This window comes from Streptomyces sp. NPDC029152 (assembly GCF_055564355.1).
On sequence record NZ_JBVHWR010000035.1, the window covers coordinates 15,366 to 33,337 of the forward strand.

Here is a 17,972-nt window from a genome sequence, read left to right on the forward strand (position 1 = left end):
GTCAGGCTCCCGGGGCCCGCCAGAAGCGGGTGGCGGCGCCGTACAGGTGGATTTCGCGGCCGTTCGCGTCCCGGCCGTGGCGGGCGGTGCCGCGCTGCGTCGTCCAGACCTCGACGATCACCAGGGGCTCGCCCGTGACCTGCTTGCGGTCGAAGGCCGGGGCGAACCGGCCGCCCTCGTGCTCCTCGCCCCACAGGCGGAATGGGGCGGTGAGGCCTTTGAGCGTGCCCCACTGGGGGCCGGGCAGCTCGGCTGGCGCCTTCTCGGCCTCGTCCTTACCGGCGTCGTACTCGCCGTACTCGCCGTGCACACAGTGACCGGGGGCGAGGCCCAGGACGAGCGGGGGGGGCCGGGGCGGTCAGCCGGACGGTGACCTCGGCGGCGGCCTCGCGGGTCATCTTCGTCGCGGCACCCTTGGCGGCCGCGATCCGCAGGACCGCGCGGCGGCCGGTGGCCTGCCACTCCTCGGTGACCTGCTCGGCCGTGGCGAGGACGGTGTCCAGGGACGCGCCGGTCTGGGCGACCACCTCCGCCGCGGTGACCGGCCACGCCTGGGCGATCGACTCGACGACCTTGGCCGGGGCGTCGCTGAACGCCGTGGTGTTGCCGGGGGTGCCGGCGTACGGGGACCACCCGGCGAACCGGCCGCGCTTCATCTCAGGGCCCTCGTCGAAGATGACACCGAGGAAGTCGCCGCCCCGGACGACGACCCACTTGCCGCGGCCGTCGGCCTTGACCTGGACGCCGTCGGTGCGGACGACGTCGGCGGGGGTGACGGGCTCGGCGCGGTGCAGGACGTGCGGGGCGATGAGGTCCGCGCCGCCGTCGTCCCAGCGAACGGCCTGGTAGGCGTAGACGTTCGGCAGGCTGCTCCCGGCCATGCCGAACGTGGTCCCGGTGCGCTCGGTCCCCTTGGCGCGCCGGACCACGCGGGTGCCGTCGGCGTAGTAGGTCAGCTCGGGGTCGAACATCGTCCGGGGGCGGACCTCGTCGGTCTCCAGGGGGGAGACCCGGGCCTCGATGTCGGCGAGCTTGGCGGCCTCGGTCTCCTCGGCGGTGGGGGCGGGCTCCTCGGCCGGCGCCTCGTCGACGACCGGGGCGGTGTGGAGCGGGTCGACGGTGGCGCGGATCTTGCGGGCCTCGGCCTCGGCGCGGTCGACGATCTCGGCGTAGAGGCCGTTGCGGAAGGTGCGGGCGGAGGTGTCGAGGCCGATCAGGTGGCCGCGCTTGGCGGTGATGGCGATGACGGCGGAGCGGATGACGATGGCGACGACGCCCTCGCTCGTGACGACGACGACGTCCCCGTCACGGACGCCGGCGCCGTTGAACGTCGGGGCGGCGGCGGTCATCGTGTCGTCGAAGTAGCGGACGGACCGGTCGAGGGCCTGAGCCTTGACGAGGCCGGACTTTGAGCAGGTCCGGGCGTAGTCGCCGGTGCCCTCCAGCAGCTCGCCGGCCTTGCGGTTGGCGTCGGCGAGGTTGTCGTACGTGCCCATCAGCGAGGAGGTGATCCGGCAGTCGCAGTTGATGTGCAGGTAGGTCCGCACGCCGCGGACGCTGCCGTTGCGGAAGGCGCGGGTAGCAACCCGGATGACGTCCTTCGCAGTGGTGGTGCTCATGGGGGGTTCCTTCTGCTCGTGCCGGCTGCCTGCCTGGTTGGCGGGGACGACGGGGAGGTTGGTGTGGTCCATGCCGTCGGGCAGTGGCCGGGAGCGGTCGGTGAGGAGGGGGGCGGGGCGTTCGGTGAGCACGAACTGGTCGGTGCTGCCGGGCATGGTCAGGGTGCGCGCGGGCACGATGGGGCCTCTTTTGGGTCGTGGGCGGTAGCGGCGAGCGGGGCCGGTGGCCGGGGCGCACCGTGGGGGGTGCCGGGCGGCCCGGCGGTCGGGGACTCGACCACACCCGGTGAGGGGGTGTGGGAGCTGTTCCGTCCGGCACCACCGACCTTGGCCCGACCGGGGGCAAGCCACGCAACCTCCGGACGGACGGGCCGGACGGTCAGGGCGGACGGTTGGGGTGGGTGCGGGCAGGGGCGGCGGTGTGGGCGGTGATCCGCGCCCATTGCTTCCTCGCTCGCGGCAGGGGGTGGGGGTGAGCGCGGTGGGCCATGTCCGTCCGCGTGCGGCTGGTCAGCGGTCGGCGCTGAAGGTGCCCCACTTGCAGCCGGTGCACAGCCAGGCGGGGCCCATGCTGATGCCGTCGCAGTGGTCCGGGTCGAAGTCAAAGACAGTGGTGCCGCATTCGGGGCACTGGTCGGGCTTGTCGTCGGGCAGCCCGGGGTCCTGGGCGGGCACGTTCGTCGTCTCGACGGCGCGTCGGTCGTGGTAGTCGTCGCTGTGGTGGGCGTCGGTCATGGGCCATGGCAAGCCGCGCAACCAGGCGGCAGGGGGCGGGAGTCGGGTGTCGGCACGTCGTACGGCGCGGCGGGGCGGGGACCGGCCGGAGCGGGGCGGGGCTGGTGCGGCGGGCAGCAGGCGGGGCGCGGAAGGCATGGCCCCCGGCCCCCGGTCCCCGCGCGGAAGCAAGGGCCGGGGGCCGGGTCCTGGATCAGATGTGGCAGTCGATTGCGACGAGCAGGGTGTCGGGCGGGAGCGTGTCCCGTTGCTCGTTCATGCGGCGGGTGTACTCGGCCTGGTCCTGGGGGGTGCCGGTGCTCTGCCCGAACAGCCCCGTCCTTGCGGGCGCTTGCCGCACTCCGTCGAGACCCAGACAGGCGTAGCCGGGAACGGCGTGGTCGGCCCGCTGCTGCAGGTAGGCGTCGCGTCTCTGCGCGAACACATCTGCGGTGTCGCACGACGGGCACAGCTCCAGGTGGATCGGCCGTCCGTCCTTGTCGTCCTGCGGCGCGACGCCGCTCATGATGAGGTCGCCCCCGCACCGTGAACACTGCGGCAGCCGGTCAGCGAACTCGAGCATCGCCGCGGCCTCACCCCTCGCTCTGTGTGGTCTTTTCACCCAAGACCCGGCTGAGCTGCGCGGTCGACCCCTTCGGCGAAGGGGTGGACCGGTCAGGCGGGGCGTAGTGAGCGGAGCCGGTCGGTGATGTCGTACACCGTCAGGCGCAGTGCGCGGATGTCGGTGATCAGGTCGCGCCAGGGTTCGTAGGAGGCGTCCACGCTCTGGCCGGAGGCTTGGATGTAGGCGATGGCGACGCCGTAGGCGAAGTACTCGTTGCGTGCGGGCAGGGGCCGCAGCAGGACGAGTTGTTCCAGCAGTGCGGCCGCGCGCCAGTAGGTGTCGGGCTGGCCGACCTCGAGGTGCGGGGTGTTCACGCGGTGCCGGGCCACGGCGGCGACGAGGCCGGAGTAGTCCCGTACGGCCAGCTCCTTGCCGAGCAGTTCTTCCTGCCGGTCAAGGAGCCAGCGGACGTCGATGTGCAGGTCCAAGGTCAGGCCGCCCGGTGCATACGGCCGGCGCTTTGGGGGAGGCCGCCGAAGTCACGGTCGAAGGCTTCGGCGATCCCGGGCTGGGAGACGGCCTGCCGGAAGGCGGCGGTGGCCTGGCCCAGCTTCAGCTGGTTCTCCTCCTGGAGGGCGAGGTCCGCCACCAGCGCGCGCACACTCGTGCCCCGGGCAGCGGCGATGGCGGCCAGCCGGTCTCGTGTCTCGATGTCGATCTTCACGGTCGTGTCTGCCATACCAGCAAGTATACTACCGCGAATACCTTCACGAATACCTCGCGGGCCGATACGAACGGGCACGGGCCCGCCCCTGCCATCCGGCTCCAATGAACGTCCTGGGGCTGTGCACGGTGTATTGCCTGTGAGGTTGGGGACGCGGCTGGCGGGTGGTTTGCCTGCGAGCGCGGTGTGTCCGCGGTGGTGATTGTGGGTGTGCAGCCACTGCGGGAACGCGTCCCGGCGCTCGGCCTCTGACCGGTAGGGGCGGGCATAGGCCCGCCCCTCCAGCAGGGTGCAGTTGAAGCGTTCGACCTTGTCATTGGCCTGCGGCCGGTAGGGCCGGGTGCGCTTGTGCGTGATCTGGGCCTTGGCCAGCAGATCGCGCCAGTCGCGTGAGCGGCAGCAGGCGCCGTTGTCGGTCAGTACCCGCTCAACGGTGATTCCGGCCTGGCTGAAGAATGCCTGGGCTCGTTGCCAGAAGCCGGTGGCGGTCTGCCTCTTCTCGTCAGTGACGATCTCGCTGTAGGCGAGGCGGGAGTGGTCGTCGACGGCGGCGTGGAGGTAGCTGTAGCCGAGGCTGGGGCGGGTGCGGGGCCGGCCGGGATCTCGGTGGACGGAGCTGCTGTGGCTGCCCTGGGCTCTCCCGTGGATCTTGTGCCCGCCGCCGTCGGGGATATTGCCCAGCTTCTTGATGTCGACGTGGACCAGCTCGCCGGGCCGGCCGCGTTCGTAGCGGCGGATGACACGGCCCGTGGCTCGGTCGAGGCGGGCCAGGCGGTAGCGGGTGAGCACCCGGTGCACGGTCGAGGGCACCAGACGCAGGAAGAACGCGATGCGGGCAGGTCCCCACCGGCGCAGCAGGCGGACCTTGATGACCCGTCGCTCGGTGCGGGTCGGAGTGCGGCGGGGGCTGTGGAGCGGCCGGCCATGCCGGCTTCGCCCAGCCGGCGGTAGCGGTCGGCCCAACGCTGAGCCGTCGTGGGCGAGACCTGGAAGCGTTCGGCGGCCCGCCGCAGTGGCCAGCCGTCTTCGACCACGCAGCGGGCCAGACGCAAGCGGCCGGTCTCGGTCAGGGGTGCATTACGGTGGGGCACGAGGGCCTTTCTGATCGCTGGTGCAGATGTCGCAACCCACGCCAGGCCAGAGGGTCCTCACCCATATCAAGATGCCTCAGCCGAGACCTGCATCACCTGTCCACAACCTCCCTGGACAGGACAGCTAGGGCTCCCGGACGCTCGCCGCCCGGGGGCCGACCGGACACATCACACCGGGATGCCGTTCTCCAGATAGATCATCTCCCTGCGCTCGCGTGCGGCCATGCACGCCTCCACCCGCCTCGCGAGCAGCGGGATCAACCTCTCACGGACCTGGTCCAGGCCGACGAACTCGAAGGCGCGGACCTCCTCGTCCTGCAGCCGGATCCCGGCGACTTGATCGACGTCCAGCACACCGCCGTCGAAGATGGCGACCATGCCCTCGCTGCGGCCCGGCTGGGGGCCCACCCAGTCGATCCCGAGCAGCCGCCCGGGCTGCCAGGTCAGCCCGAGCTCTTCCTTCACCTCTCGCACGGCACCATCGCGGGGCGACTCGTCCCTTTCCACGGCGCCTCCGGGGATCTCCCACGGGTCCTTATAGACCGGGTCGACCAGCATCACGCGACCGTCCGCATCGAAGAACAGCACACCAGCCGCCACCCGCTTCCGCGGTAGCTTCCGGTCATACTCCGACAACTCGACCCCAAAGGGCTCAGGCGCAACGCTCATGCCCAGCGAGGCTAGACGCACCGGCGGTCAGGGGCGACCGGTTCCCGCACTTCCACTCCATCAGGCCACATACGAGCTGGTGCGTGATTGCGGTTGAGGTGTGTTTGCCTGATCAGGGTCGTGGTCAGGCAAACACACCTCAACCGCAATCACGCACCAGTTCGTTAGGGCCTGCAGATCAATAACACACCGATTTCGGTTCTGCACCCGTGTCGCGTGCTAAGGGTCGCTGAGCTGTGGTGACGTCGCACCAAGCAGGTGTCGGGAGCGGTGTTAACGATGCGTAGATCCGCATGTTGTTCGGAGACGCGCCCTTAGCGCTGCGACAGCCGGGTCAGGCGGTCAGCGGTAAGAGGGAGGACGGCTGCGGTCAGCCCGGCGGCTCCCAGGGCGATGGCTGCGATGAACGCCGGTAGGTAGGCGGACTCGTGCAGTGGCCATGCCCACCGTGCAGGTACCCCGTGGCGCACGCCGAAAGCTGCGCACGCGATGGGGAAAACCGTGACGAGTGTGGCCGCGATGCGGGGGCTGGTGAGAAGGCGCAGCAGCAGGGCGAGCCCGAGGTAGCCCAGGAAGTTGCGGGCCATGCCTGCGGCGAGGATGTGGCCGGTCGTCGTCGAGATGAGCCAGCCGCCGGCAAGCATCACCAGCGTGCAGGCTGCCATGAGCCCGGTGTCCCAGAGTCCGACAGGCCGCACGGCGGTCGCTTCGATGGCGCTGCCTCCGCGGGACTGTCCGTGCAGGATGAGGCACACCGGTGCGAGTGGCAGCAGGAAGGGCAGGGGAAACGAGAAGGACACTCCACCCACTACGACCGGCACGGGCACCTGGATGGAGTCAGTGACGCCGCCGAGTACCAGGCAGGCCACGAGGCCGGCACAGACTGCGGGTACTCGACGGACGTGAAGCCACCAGTCCATGGACGTTTCTCTCTGTCGGTTGGTTGGTGGTAGCGGGCTCAGAAGCGTTCTGGGTCAAGAACGGGCTGCAGGTCGCACCGGGTGAGCGTTTTCGCATTCTGCTGAAACCAGACTTGTTGGGCTTGCTGAGACCGTTCGCGGATACGGCTGGCGACTGCGACTTCGGCCGGCGCATAACGGGATGCGACGACCTGGGGGTCCACGCCCGCAGTGAGGGTGAGCCAGATGCTGAGCGGTCCGTAAGCCCGGCTTCCGGGCCACTCACCGGTTTGGGCGCAAGCTGGAACATCCTTGGGCAGGGCACTCAGCGCGAGAAGAGCACGGACATCATCGGAGGCAGGCGTTGACGATCGAGGCGACAGCTCAGCAGCGGTAGTGACACCGACAGCAGCCAGGCGACTATGGGCGTCCGCTGCCCATCCGGCGACATCCTTGGCAGCGTCGTGCTGTTCGGGCCACAGGCAGACCTTCGGCTGCGTGCCTGAACAGGTACGGAAGGCGGTGGACCGGGATTCGGCCGCACTGTAACCGAGGGGGTGGGCGATCCACGCCGAGACAGCTACAGCGACGGTCAGGACAACGGGAGCGAGGAATCGTAGTCCCCACTGCCGTGCCGTCACCAGCCAGGCAGCTACGAGCAGCCCGATCGACACGAGGACCGGAGCAAGAATGCTGCGTGGTGCGGCTACTTGGTCCAGCATGCAGCACTCGGCAAGGTTCGTACCGTTCAGCTGCCGAATCCAGAAGACGTTCATCGCTGCCGGATACGCCATCCACACGAAGCTTCCCACCAGTGCCACGGGCACGGCCAGCAGCCGAGGCAGGCTGAGCCCGAGGACGTACCCGACGACGGTATGCGCCGCCACGACCAGCAGCTCCAGGACAACGATCGCCACCGTGGTCCGGTCAGGACTGCCTGCGGCCAGCGGCAGGAGCAAACCCAGGGACAGCACGACCGCAAGAGCCCCCAGGACGAGAGTGGGTGAAAGTACGGCAAGTGATACACCGGTGAAAGTACGCGCCGGTGCCCCTTGCAGAACCCGCGACTGCCGGATGCGCATACCCTCCCAAGCGCCACAGGCGGCAACAGCCGGCGCTGTCCAGACCAGCAAAGACGAGCTTTGCCCGGCAATCGAATCCCAGTACCCACGGGTCACCAGTTCAGTGACACTGTCACGATAGGCAAGCAGCCAAAGAATCAGCAGGAGGCCGATACGAGGAGCGACGGATACACGCAGCACGGTGCTCCAGGACATGCTTACACCTCCTCCCTGACCAGACCGGCATAAGCGGCTTCGGCCCGGCGGCCTGAGGCAACCTGACGTGGCGCGAGGTCGAGAAACGAGGCGGTCGACCCTTGAAAGAGAATGCTTCCCCGGTCGAGGAGTATGACCGAGTCGTAGCTGTCTTCCAGATCTTCCGTCTGATGGGTGGAAACCACGAAGTTCGCCTGGCCCTTGAGGCCCTCCAGGAGGCCGCGGAACACCTTGCGCTGCGTTGGGTCCAGGCCCGCGGTCGGTTCGTCCATCAGCACCACTCGCGCCGAGTGCACCAGCGTCTGGGCGATACCCAGCCGGCGCAACTGGCCCCCTGACAACTGCGCTGCAGAACGTTCGGCCAGCTCCCCCAGCCCAACCTGCTTGATCGCCTTCAGAGACCTGTCCCATGCCTCCCGCCGCGACAGACCCTTCAACCAACCGGCATACGCCGCCTGCTCTCTGACCCGCAGTCCTGGAACCGGTGTCACCTGCTGCGGCAGCCAGCCGACCTGCTGCCGGTAGGGCTTCAGATCACCCCGCCTGCGGGTGTCGAGGTCACCGAGCGTCACACTGCCTGAGCTGGGCCTGAGTGCGGATGCGAGAAGTCCTAACAACGTTGACTTTCCGGCACCGTTCGGTCCGAGGAGCACAACGCATCCTGACGGCAGGTCAAGCGTCAGGTCTTCCAGGACTAGTCCTCGGCGCCGGTAACCAAAACAACAGCGCGAGACGTGGATGGTCATTCTGGTTTTCTGTCGACTTCCATGAGAGGCGTGGCCCCCCGAAGAACCGAGGGGCCACCACCGTTCCGAATGCTGTCAGTAGCGGGTGACGACGCTATTGACGCTGAGCCTAGTGGAGCCGATGTAGATGAAGTAGAACTGCGCCTTGCCCACCTCGCCCCAGGACACGGTGTTGCAGGAGTTGCTCCGCGTGCCGTGGCTCACGTCCGGGAGGAGGTCTCTAACGTGATCGAGCTCCAGGGTCGCACTGCTGGGTCCTCCAAAGCTGCAGCCGGAGAAGCTCACGGTCGTGCTTGCTCCGTCGCTGTGGTTGTCCGTCCAGCGGCGGGACTCATCCCCTCCCCGCCAGTTGGATATGTAACTGCTCCAGCTTCCTTCAGCAGAAGCTGGCGGAGCCAGAGTGAACGTCGTGGCCGCAGCAGCTGCCAGCACGACTCCCACCCGATTAGTTTTCATGTTCATGACATCTTGCCTCTCGTGGGCGCATTCTCGGCGCGTTACTCCACCCGACGATTCGGTGAAGATCCTGTGACAGCTCGGACCGTACGTTTCTGATCGTGATCCAGCAACGGATCGATGGCGAAAACCGGCCAACCCGGCAGAAGCGAGCATTACCTGAGGGAACATCCCGTAATGACCCTTCGCGCATTCCTCATCCACTGCACTGGAAGCGACTGATCGATTACCCGGGTAAACACCTGCATGCCGAAGCACCACCAACACGGTGCCCCAGATCCGCCAGGCCTACGCTCACTACCCCCGCGCCCCAGGATCGCTCCATCCTCCATTTAGCCGTCGACCGTAACTGTCGGGGTGCACCGGAGAGAAATTAATGACACATACCCTGCCGCATCAGTCATTTGGAGGTTAAACATCTGCCTAAGCGGCACCTGTTAGGAGCTGAGGCCACAAGGAAGACAATAAGCCTCATACGGGACAAAATTCGAGCATCGAACGTGTCTGATAGTGATCACCTTCTGTCAGGCCATGTGATCTGTGAGGCTCGGCCAAGGGGACCTCCCCCTGAGTGGTGGACACGCTGATACTGGATCTGCTTGATCCGGAGAAAGCGAGACACCGCCGATGGCGTTGAAGGACTACTCGGACGAGTTCAGGGCCGATGCCGTGGCCCTGTACGAGTCCACGCCCGGGGCGACGTACAAGAGCATCGCCGCCGACCTGGGCATCAACCGGGCCACCCTGCGTGAGTGGGTGCTGCGGGACCGCGAACGCCGCGGTGTCGCCGCCACGGCCCCCTCGTCGGCCGGGAAAATGTCGGCCCGGACCGGGGAGACGGCGCCGTCTGCCGATCCGGACGAGCGGATCCGGCAGCTGGAGGCCCGGGTGGCCGAGCTGGAGGCGAGTGAGCGGAAGCTGGCTACCGAGCGGGACATCCTGCGCAAGGCGGCCAAGTATTTCGCCGGGGAGACGAACTGGTGATGAGCCGCTTCCAGTTCGTTGACGATCACCGGGACACCTACGAGGTGAAGCGGCTCTGCCGGGTTCTCGAGCTCAACCGGTCCAGCTACTACAAGTGGCTCGCCGGAAGACAGGCGAGGGCGGCACGAGTGCGCGAGGACCGGCTCCTGGCCGAGCAGATCCGCAAGGTCCACGGTGAGTCCGGCGGCGCCTACGGCTCCCCACGGGTGGCCGCCGAGCTCCGGGAGAGGGGCTTGCGGGTCAACGAGAAGCGCATCGCCCGGGTGATGCGGACGTTCTCCATCACCGGCATCCGCCTGCGCAGACGCGTCCGTACCACCGTCCTGGACCCGGCAGCCTCACGGGTTCCGGATCTGTTCCAGCGGGACTTCACCGCCGTCGAGCCGGGGCGGAAATACATGGGCGACATCACCTACCTGCCCCTCGCGGACGGGGAGTTCCTCTATCTCGCGACCGTGCTGGACTGCTTCAGCCGCAAGGTCGTCGGCTGGTCCATCGCCGACCACATGCGCACCGGCCTGGTCGCCGACGCACTGCGGATGGCGACCGCGACCCGCGGCGGCCTGGACGGCTCGGTATTCCACTCCGATCATGGAGCCCAGTACGGCTCCCGGGCCTTCGCCGACCTCTGTGACCAGCTCGGGGTCACCCGGTCGATGGGTACGGTCGGCACCAGCGCGGACAACGCGGCCTGCGAAAGCTTCCACGCGTCCCTAAAACGCGAGACCCTCCGGGGCGCCCGCGACTACGGCGACGCCGGTGCCTGCAGAAGGACGGTCTTCGCCTGGCTGGCCCGCTACAACACCCGCCGCCGGCACTCCGCCAACGGCCATCTCAGCCCCAACGAATACGAACGCCGACACCACGCGGCTAAGCTCACGCTCGCCGCGTGATTAACGAAGCGTGTCCACCATCACGGGGGAAGGCCCAAGAACCTGCGAGTGAACCCTTCAGCTCACGCAGGGTGGTGGTCAGGTGCGAGTAACGGCTGCAGTGCTGGTGGAGGCGAGATGCGTAGTTCCTCCGTACCCTGATGCTCAGTTAAGGAGAGTCGCTGTTACGGTTTTGTTCTGGGCCACCGAAGGTCAGCCAAGGCGGGTTCGCCGAACGAACAGCCGTCACGTGTGTCTCCAGTAGCCCTTGTCGACCCCGTTCACGCTTTTTCAACTCGACTCCGTGCAAGCCGGGGCGCATCAAGGTCTGCAGCAGAACCGGAGCGCTTCACTCACGACGTTCCAGCCAACCGGTTGGCGGCCCGGCCACCATCACAGCGCTTCTTCTGTCAACACTCGGCACATATAGCAAGAGTTCCCACACCCGATCCGCCTACCGGTCCGCGCGAAGGAAGGACGCTCCACCCCTTCGCTGTACGGAGGGGACCACTCCAGGCATGGCGGGGCTGACGTCACATCACAATGAGGCCAGCGTCGGCAAGGGTGAGCCAGCGGGTCCGGACGCGGCGGTCGGTCTGGCCCGGGAGGGGGAACCTCGTCGATCAGTGGTTCATGGTGGGCGGCGCGGTTGCGCAAACACCGGACGTGACTGGCAGTGGTGAACCCCTCCTCGCCACCGCCAACAACGACGAACGCGGCCGCGGCGACGGCACAGTGCAGCTGTGGGCTGTTGTTCCCGCAGATGCCGGATAGGTGACTGTCATTGGTTGGCTCAATGCTCCGGCTGGTGTTGGGTGCCGTCCCACCGAGAGTCGGCTGGGACGACTTACCAGGAACTGGCCCGCCACACCGGGCCATCGTCGACTACGCTTAAACGAGCGGCCTCCGGCACCGTGGGCCCAAGCACACGACGGTCGATGCCAACGTGGAGGGCTGCGGCGGCATACCGGCAGCGGTGCAGGACGCCGACGAGCTGTGGCGGCAGGCGCGGATCAAGGAACGCGGCCTACTGATGCAGCTGTACGCCCTGCGGCCTGAACTGATCAGCGACGCCGCAGACCTGGGCCGAGCTTTGGAACTGGTGTGGGCACAGGCCGGGGCGCCGAGCCTGCGGAACATCCGGTACCGCTCGGCCAACCCGCTCGCCCTGCCCGTCAGCGGCGCCGCCCGCATCGTCAACCGAAAGGTCGACACCTCCGGCGAGCAACAGCTGCAAGCCTTCCTGACCGGCTGTGGCATCCCGCCGGAAAGGCACACCGCATGGATGGCCGCCTTCACCAAGATCAGCAGTACCCCGTCCGCGCCCACCTCCACGCAGGACCTGCCGCAGGAGTGGACCCAGTGCGGCCGCCAGGCTGAGCTGCGACACCTGCTACGCACGACGTAGCGGCATGCAGAGCTACCTGGCCTCGCGAGCTTGCCGCAACGGCAAGACCCTGCACACACTGGTGCGCCGGCAGCCGGACCTGTCCGCCATGCATGACGGCACATACAAGGTCATGGAAGTGAAGTCTTCCTCCCCCTGGGACGACGGCGGCCCTCCAACCGGCAGCGGCAGAGATGTGAGGCCCCCGATGACGAGCCCCAGATCGAGCGCGGATAGCAGGACGAAGGCCATACGGAGTGGGAGGAACGGTCCGAAGTCGGAGGCTGCCGAGACCGGGGGCGGGACGGGTTGAAAATTATGACGGGGTGTCATGCATCAGGCCTGCGGCCCTGTGTGCTGCTGACCTGCAGGTACCGAACGAGGTGGATGACACGCGAACAGATGGGGGGCTAACACGGCATACCCAATCTTTCCGCGGAACGCTCAAGAGGGCAGGCTGGCGCCGGGTGTACGGCCACGCCAGCGATTGACAACCACGTTTATGACCTGACGAATCGGCCACTCCCGATAGCCGATGGAAGACGCCCGTCACCCGCTGCTTACCAAGAAATCGCAGGTAGAACATGCGAGCTGGAAGGACGAGCACGCTGCATACAGTGACACTTTCATGCCATCCAGCAAGCAAACACTTGTTCCCGTCAGTCGATGCATGCCTAACATGATCGCCGTGCCGGGCGGATCTGACCTATCCGTCTTCATGCACGTCGACCAGTGACCGGGGGACACCGTCGATTTGGGGGAGTTTGGCATGCCGCTTGTCGGCTGCTTTGCGCTTGCTGACATCACTCAGCATGTCCTTTCGAGAGCTGTTCGTATCGGCCTCTGCCGTGGAGGCAGAGGCTACGGCCACCATCTGGAGGGGATTCCATGCGCAAGCCCAGGAACCAGGTCCGCGCAGGTTTGATAGCTGCTGTCACCGCTGCTGCGCTGACCGGCGGCGTCGCTGTCGCGAGTGCAGACGACACTGCGCCGGTGAGCGAGGACGCGCACACGTTCAACCAGAACGAGGAAGGCCTGTTCGAGCTCCAGGCCCCTGCTGACGACAGCGGCGGGGCCCAACCCATGAACTGGACCAGCAGCCTGACCGGCTGGGCGAGCGGCACGACGAAGGAGTCGCGTCACTGGGCGGACAACGACTACACCGAGATCCAGTTCACCGGCTGCAGCATGGTCGGCGCCACGGGGCAGTCCGTGGGGGTGAAGCTATGGCAGGCCATCCCCTTCGCCCAGGACAAGGACATGGGCACGAAGACGTTCACGAACTGCTTCAGGGGTTCGGGCTACACGTCGAAGGGCGAGTGGAACGTGCACTACAACGGTGGTGACAACCGCTACTTCACCATTGCGCACCTCAACGGGTCGGCGTACGGCCGTGCCGTGGTCAATGTGAAGAAGGTCTACGTGGACACCACCGCGGCCGACTGAGCGTCTACATCAGTGCCACGTCGTTGAGGCCGGGAGGCACCGAACGGTGCCTCCCGGCCCGTCCCTGTTGTGAGAACGGTGTCCTCTGTTGAACCTTCGAGCCCGTCTGCGTACCAGCCCGGCGGTGTGGACCGCACCCCTCTGGGTCGGCATCGTCCTCTTCTACTTCTTCCACGCCCTCCACCTGGAAGACCCCTACGAAGAGGTCATCGCCGGCCCATTATGGGCACCTCAGCAGGTCGAGCAGTCCCTCTTCTACTTCTACGCTTTCGCTTACGCCGTCACCTGCGGGCTTGCGGTGTGGGAAGGCGGGCGCCTCAAGCGTGACGGGGTGTGGGGCCTTGCTCCGGGGCGTTCCCGGTACCGGGTGGCCGCGCACACCCTCGCTCCGGTCCTCGGGGCCGGCTGGCTGGTTCTTGTCCTGCCGGTCGTGATGCGTCTGGTGGAGACCCGGCTCGTGCCCACGCCGCAGGCGCTCATGCCGCTGCTGATGGGCATGGGAGTCGTGGTGGCGTGGGCCGTGCTCGGCTGTGCCCTGGGCCATGTGACCCCACGGCTGATCTCCGCGCCGCTGTCCGCTGTTTTCGTGTACTACCTGATCACGAAGACCGGGCAGGTGGAGCCAGTATGGCTGCGTCACGTCTCCGGTTTCGCTGATACGTCACTGGCCTTCGGTGAGCAGTACCGGCCGTTGACGCTCCTCGTCCCGTTCCTGTTCACCGCTGCTGTGGCTGCGGCAGTGGCGGTGTGGTGGTTGCCTGCTTCACGCGCCGTACGGTGGGGTGCGCGTGCCGGTGCGGCTCTGGTCGCGGTGGTGGTCATGGTTCTGTGCGCCGACACTGCCTCGGGGTGGGGTTACGGGAACGGGCCGGTGAGCGCTGGTCATGCTTCCGCCCGGTGCGCCGGTACTGCCCCTCAGGTGTGTATCGCCGATGGCGGTGGCGCTGAGGACCGCCTGGACCAGGTGCGCGGCGAGATCGTTCGTTCCCTCACCACGCTCCGGCAGGCCGGAGTGCAGGTGGCGGTGCCCCAGACGGTCTCCGACAGCCTGCTCACCGGTCGCCACATGAAGCCGTCGACCCGGTCGGCGTGGTGGCTGCCGCTGTCGCAGCAGGCCGGGAAGAACGGTTCGGGCATGGTCGGTGTGCGCTACGGGGTCCTTCTCACCGCGGTGCAGTTCCCCTGCGCCTTCCCCTCGTCGGTACAGCCTGGTCAGGCGGTGGATTGGATCGTCAATCACGACGCTGCGATGCTGTGGGCCGCCACGCTCATCGATGCGGACGAACCGTACCTGGGTTGGCGCCGCGGCGAGTACGGTGCATCGTTCCAGAATCCTCGCGAGGTGCTGGCAAAAGTCCAGGAGCGAGCCGGGAATGCAGCCAAGCTCGCGCCGAAACAGCAGAGCCTGTGGTTCCAGGAAGAGCAGCAGAAGGCCTGCCGCCTCCTGCAGGAGGCCACCGCGTGACTCTCTGGTTCAAGGTCCGCCGAGTCCAGGTCTCTCTCGTCCCGGCGCTCGCCGTCTTCGTGGCGCTCGTCGTGGCGGCACACGACCAGTACGTCCAGCTGCCGAGCCTGCTCACAGCCCGGGGCAACCGCGTCTTCCTCATGCAGCTGGTTCCCCTGGTCGTCACTTCCGCACTCGCCCACAGCCTCGCCCAGGCGGTCACCGAGACCGAAGCCGTGGCCCAGCGCAAGGTGCGGCATCTGGACGCTGCCCTGATCTCCGCAGTCATGACGACGGCCCTCGCGGCCAGCCTCCTCACCGGAAGCATCAGCGGATCACCGGAAGCCTCCGCGGCCGGCCGAAACCTCCTGTTCCTCACCGGCCTCATGCTCCTGGCCCGCGCGGTGAACGAACAAGCCGCCACTGCCGCACCCGTGGGCTGGGTGCTCGCCGTGATGTTCATCGGATACCGCGACTTCGACCGCCCCTGGCCGTGGGCCGTCACACTCCATCCCGCCGGCTTTCTCCCCACGTTCGGATTCTGTCTACTCGTCTTCGCCGCCGGACTCATCACTCATGTCCGCTTCCGCCGCCTCTGAAAAAGGTTCGTCATGTCCATCAGCTTCGAGTCCTGCTCCTTCGGCTACGGACGCACCGGCACGCCCATCCTCTCCGACCTGACGTATACCGTCCCTGAGGGCTTCACCGTCCTTCTCGGCCCCAACGGGGCCGGCAAGTCCACACTGCTCAAACTCGCCAGCGGCCTGCACCAGCCGCGCGCGGGGACCGTGCGCATGGGCGACCTGACCTCCCGCGATGCCGCCTACCTCCAGCAGGTGGCCTGGATGCCGCAGACCATCATCCCGATGACGGGCCTGACCGCTCGCGAGCAGGTCGCCTACACGGGCTGGCTGAAGGGCATGAAGAAGCCAAACGCGTGGGACGCCGCACTCGCTGCCCTGGACCGGGTCAATATGGCCGACCGAGCCGACGTCAAAGCCAAGAAGCTCTCCGGAGGCCAACTCCGACGCGTCGGAGTCGCCTCCGCCCTCGTTCACGGCGCCCGCACCCTCCTCCTGGACGAACCGACCGCCGGCATGGACCCCACCCAACGCCGCATCTTCCGCGACCTGATCACCGGCCTCGCCACCGACGAGGTGCGCGTGCTCATGTCCACCCACGACGTCGCCGACCTCGCAGAGGAAGCCGACCAGGTCACCGTCCTGCAGCAGGGACGCATCACCTTCACCGGCGCCACGCAGGACTTCCTCGCCCACGCCCCCCAGGACACCCCCGAAGCACGCCGCGCCGAAGCCGCCTACACCACCGTCTCCGCCCTCGCCCCAGCAGAAAGGGCTTGGTAGACGTGCAAACGATGGTCACCGACCGCCTGTCGAGCAGCCCTGTCGTCGCAGGCCTGGCTCTGGCACGAATCGCCACCAGTGAGCCGTTTCCAACCTCAGCTTGACGTCGCGAGGTGAAGCGCGAGCACGGCCTTGACCAGGTCGGTGATGCGGGTAGTGCTGCAGCGGAGCTTGCGCAGCAGCCGCCAGGACTTCAGGGTGGCCATGGCCTGCTCGCCGAGTGCGCGGATCTTGGCATGGGAGACGTTCACTGCGCGCTGGCCTTCGGAAAGTTTCTCCCAGCGACCGCGGTAGGGAACGCGAACCGTGGCGCCGGCCCCTTGATAGCCCTTGTCCGCCCAGCAGGGCACCCCGGCCTCGGCCAGGACGTCGATGATGCCGTGGGTGCGCGCGGCTTTGATGTCGTGGACGGCTCCGGGCGGGGCGGGCGAGGCCCACAGCAGTCGGCCGAAGGGGTCGGCGATAACCTGCACGTTCATCCCGTGCTTCCGGTGTTTTCCGGAGTAGTACGGTCGGTCGGCGGCGATCCGGTCGATGGGCAGCAGGGTGCCGTCGAGGATCACGAACGCCTTACGTGCGGCGGTGCGGGCGGCCGCGGGGAGGACGGCCAGGACCTCTACGGCCTCGGCAACGTACCGGTAGAGGGTGGCGATGCCGACTTTGAACCCGGCCGCGAGCTGGGCATAGGTGTGTCCGCAGCGTAGGTGCGCGAGCACGAGCAGGGCCTGCCGGTCCGCGCTCAGCCGACGCCACCGCGTGCCCCGCTCCAGACTCCGGGCGGCCAGCAGACGGGAGAGGAACCGCAGGGTCGAGCTGGACAGATCGATCCCCGATGGGTAGACAAGCACGTGAAGCTCCGGGCGGACAGGTTGATCTTGGTCGACAACCCATCTACCAGGAGCTTCACCTTTCCCCGCACTCACCCCTCACACCAACTTGCCACCGAACCAGCCAGGTTGAAAACAGCTCCTTGTGTGAGCGGTGCTCCACGGAGGGCATGACCTCACGTTGGGCGGCGCCGTAGGAGCGGAGCTTGTCGGTGATGATCACTCTGGGCACCGTGCGGGTCCTCCTGAGGAGCCTGCGGAAGAAGCGTCGGGCTGCGGCCTCGTCCCGCCGGTTCTGCGTCGGTGAATTGGTGGCTATCGCCCAACGTCAACGTTGTAAGCGAGTTCACGCACGAGCCGCTGGGCTGCGAAATCCAGACATTTTGGTTGGATGGGCTGGACTTTACGGAGATCGGTGTGGTTGAAGCTGCCATCACACACGCGATGGAGAACGTTCCCACGCAGACGCGCGCTTTGGTCGGTGATATCCACGGCGTCACAGATGCTGACGACTGGGATTCGGTCATCTTTTACGGGAAAAGTGAGATTCCGGGTGTTATCGATAGTCTAATCCTGGAGTCCGAGCTTGCAGACCAAGTAATCCCTTCTTCGGCGCCTCTGTACAGAAAGCGCGTAGGGGAGGGTTACCTCACAAAAATCAGCGGGAGCTAGTTTCATCGCTCAATGTAAGATGTAAGTAGCTTCAGTTGGAAATAGTTGCAGGCCTCCGGCTGTGACTGGCCTCGATCCACCGCGTAGCGGACGGGCTGTGGACGGAGAGAACAGAAGAGGTGCCCGCTGGCCTGGGATGATGGGAGTTCCTACGCTTCCACCGGTCCCGACCTGCAAGGCACCTCTCAAGTGAAATCGTCCCACAGCCCGGCGCGG

17 protein-coding genes and 2 pseudogenes are annotated in these 17,972 nt (G+C 67.0%); 6 read left to right on the top strand and 13 right to left on the bottom strand.

Annotation, left to right across the window (positions count from 1 at the left end; all coding sequences use genetic code 11):
• Position 1 precedes the first annotated feature (1 nt).
• The 11 genes and pseudogenes from ACZ4V6_RS35160 to ACZ4V6_RS35210 all read right to left on the bottom strand — a co-directional run bounded on the left by ACZ4V6_RS35160 (position 2) and on the right by ACZ4V6_RS35210 (position 8,508).
• On the bottom strand, positions 2-310 hold the full coding sequence (locus tag ACZ4V6_RS35160; RefSeq protein ID WP_467835144.1) for a hypothetical protein: 309 nt from the start codon (positions 308-310) through the stop codon (positions 2-4).
• Positions 276-1,796: a hypothetical protein gene (locus ACZ4V6_RS35165; protein WP_467835146.1), complete on the bottom strand. Its 1,521-nt coding sequence runs from the start codon at positions 1,794-1,796 to the stop codon at positions 276-278. Before ACZ4V6_RS35165 ends, ACZ4V6_RS35160 begins: the two co-directional genes overlap by 35 nt.
• Positions 1,797-2,129: 333 nt before the next feature.
• On the bottom strand, positions 2,130-2,354 hold the full coding sequence (locus tag ACZ4V6_RS35170; RefSeq protein ID WP_467835147.1) for a hypothetical protein: 225 nt from the start codon (positions 2,352-2,354) through the stop codon (positions 2,130-2,132).
• Positions 2,355-2,547: 193 nt separating this feature from the next.
• Positions 2,548-2,916, bottom strand: coding sequence for a DUF6300 family protein (locus tag ACZ4V6_RS35175; RefSeq protein WP_467835149.1), 369 nt, complete (start codon positions 2,914-2,916; stop codon positions 2,548-2,550).
• A 92-nt stretch (positions 2,917-3,008) separates the two neighbouring features.
• Entirely contained in the window at positions 3,009-3,386 is a 378-nt protein-coding gene (locus tag ACZ4V6_RS35180) for a toxin Doc (protein ID WP_467835151.1), read from the bottom strand.
• Positions 3,387-3,754: 368 nt separating this feature from the next.
• Positions 3,755-4,713 (bottom strand): annotated as a pseudogene (locus ACZ4V6_RS35185) (IS481 family transposase); the annotation flags it as partial.
• Positions 4,714-4,881: 168 nt separating this feature from the next.
• Entirely contained in the window at positions 4,882-5,382 is a 501-nt protein-coding gene (locus tag ACZ4V6_RS35190) for an NUDIX domain-containing protein (protein WP_467835152.1), read from the bottom strand.
• Positions 5,383-5,696: 314 nt separating this feature from the next.
• Complete coding sequence (locus tag ACZ4V6_RS35195; RefSeq protein WP_467835154.1) at positions 5,697-6,302, bottom strand: hypothetical protein; 606 nt, start codon at positions 6,300-6,302, stop codon at positions 5,697-5,699.
• Positions 6,303-6,340: 38 nt separating this feature from the next.
• On the bottom strand, positions 6,341-7,558 hold the full coding sequence (locus ACZ4V6_RS35200; protein ID WP_467835155.1) for a DUF7224 domain-containing protein: 1,218 nt from the start codon (positions 7,556-7,558) through the stop codon (positions 6,341-6,343).
• A 2-nt stretch (positions 7,559-7,560) separates the two neighbouring features.
• The gene (locus tag ACZ4V6_RS35205) at positions 7,561-8,304 is read right to left on the bottom strand and encodes an ATP-binding cassette domain-containing protein (protein WP_467835156.1); all 744 of its coding nucleotides are present in this window, start codon (positions 8,302-8,304) and stop codon (positions 7,561-7,563) included.
• A gap of 75 nt (positions 8,305-8,379) precedes the next feature.
• Entirely contained in the window at positions 8,380-8,508 is a 129-nt protein-coding gene (locus tag ACZ4V6_RS35210) for a hypothetical protein (protein ID WP_267884313.1), read from the bottom strand.
• 879 nt (positions 8,509-9,387) lie between these two features.
• Between ACZ4V6_RS35210 and ACZ4V6_RS35215 the strand changes: the two genes are divergently transcribed.
• The 6 genes from ACZ4V6_RS35215 (at position 9,388) to ACZ4V6_RS35240 (ending at position 16,257) form a co-directional block, all read left to right on the top strand.
• A protein-coding gene (locus ACZ4V6_RS35215) for an IS3 family transposase (protein ID WP_467835159.1) occupies positions 9,388-10,637 on the top strand; the annotation gives its coding sequence in 2 pieces (ribosomal slippage) (positions 9,388-9,724 and positions 9,724-10,637; 1,251 coding nt in all).
• 955 nt (positions 10,638-11,592) lie between these two features.
• Entirely contained in the window at positions 11,593-12,024 is a 432-nt protein-coding gene (locus ACZ4V6_RS35220; protein WP_467835161.1) for a hypothetical protein, read from the top strand.
• A gap of 972 nt (positions 12,025-12,996) precedes the next feature.
• The gene (locus ACZ4V6_RS35225; protein ID WP_467835163.1) at positions 12,997-13,449 is read left to right on the top strand and encodes a hypothetical protein; all 453 of its coding nucleotides are present in this window, start codon (positions 12,997-12,999) and stop codon (positions 13,447-13,449) included.
• Between the two features lie 124 nt (positions 13,450-13,573).
• The gene (locus tag ACZ4V6_RS35230; protein ID WP_467835165.1) at positions 13,574-14,914 is read left to right on the top strand and encodes a hypothetical protein; all 1,341 of its coding nucleotides are present in this window, start codon (positions 13,574-13,576) and stop codon (positions 14,912-14,914) included.
• A complete protein-coding gene (locus ACZ4V6_RS35235) occupies positions 14,911-15,492 on the top strand; it encodes a hypothetical protein (RefSeq protein WP_467835166.1) in 582 nt (193 codons plus the stop codon). Before ACZ4V6_RS35230 ends, ACZ4V6_RS35235 begins: the two co-directional genes overlap by 4 nt.
• A gap of 12 nt (positions 15,493-15,504) precedes the next feature.
• Positions 15,505-16,257, top strand: coding sequence for an ABC transporter ATP-binding protein (locus ACZ4V6_RS35240; protein WP_467835168.1), 753 nt, complete (start codon positions 15,505-15,507; stop codon positions 16,255-16,257).
• Between the two features lie 95 nt (positions 16,258-16,352).
• Here the strand turns inward: ACZ4V6_RS35240 and ACZ4V6_RS35245 are convergent, their stop codons facing one another.
• Entirely contained in the window at positions 16,353-17,105 is a 753-nt protein-coding gene (locus ACZ4V6_RS35245) for a transposase family protein (RefSeq protein WP_467835170.1), read from the bottom strand.
• 115 nt (positions 17,106-17,220) lie between these two features.
• Positions 17,221-17,382, bottom strand: a pseudogene (locus tag ACZ4V6_RS35250) (DDE-type integrase/transposase/recombinase); the annotation flags it as partial.
• Positions 17,383-17,972 lie beyond the last annotated feature (590 nt).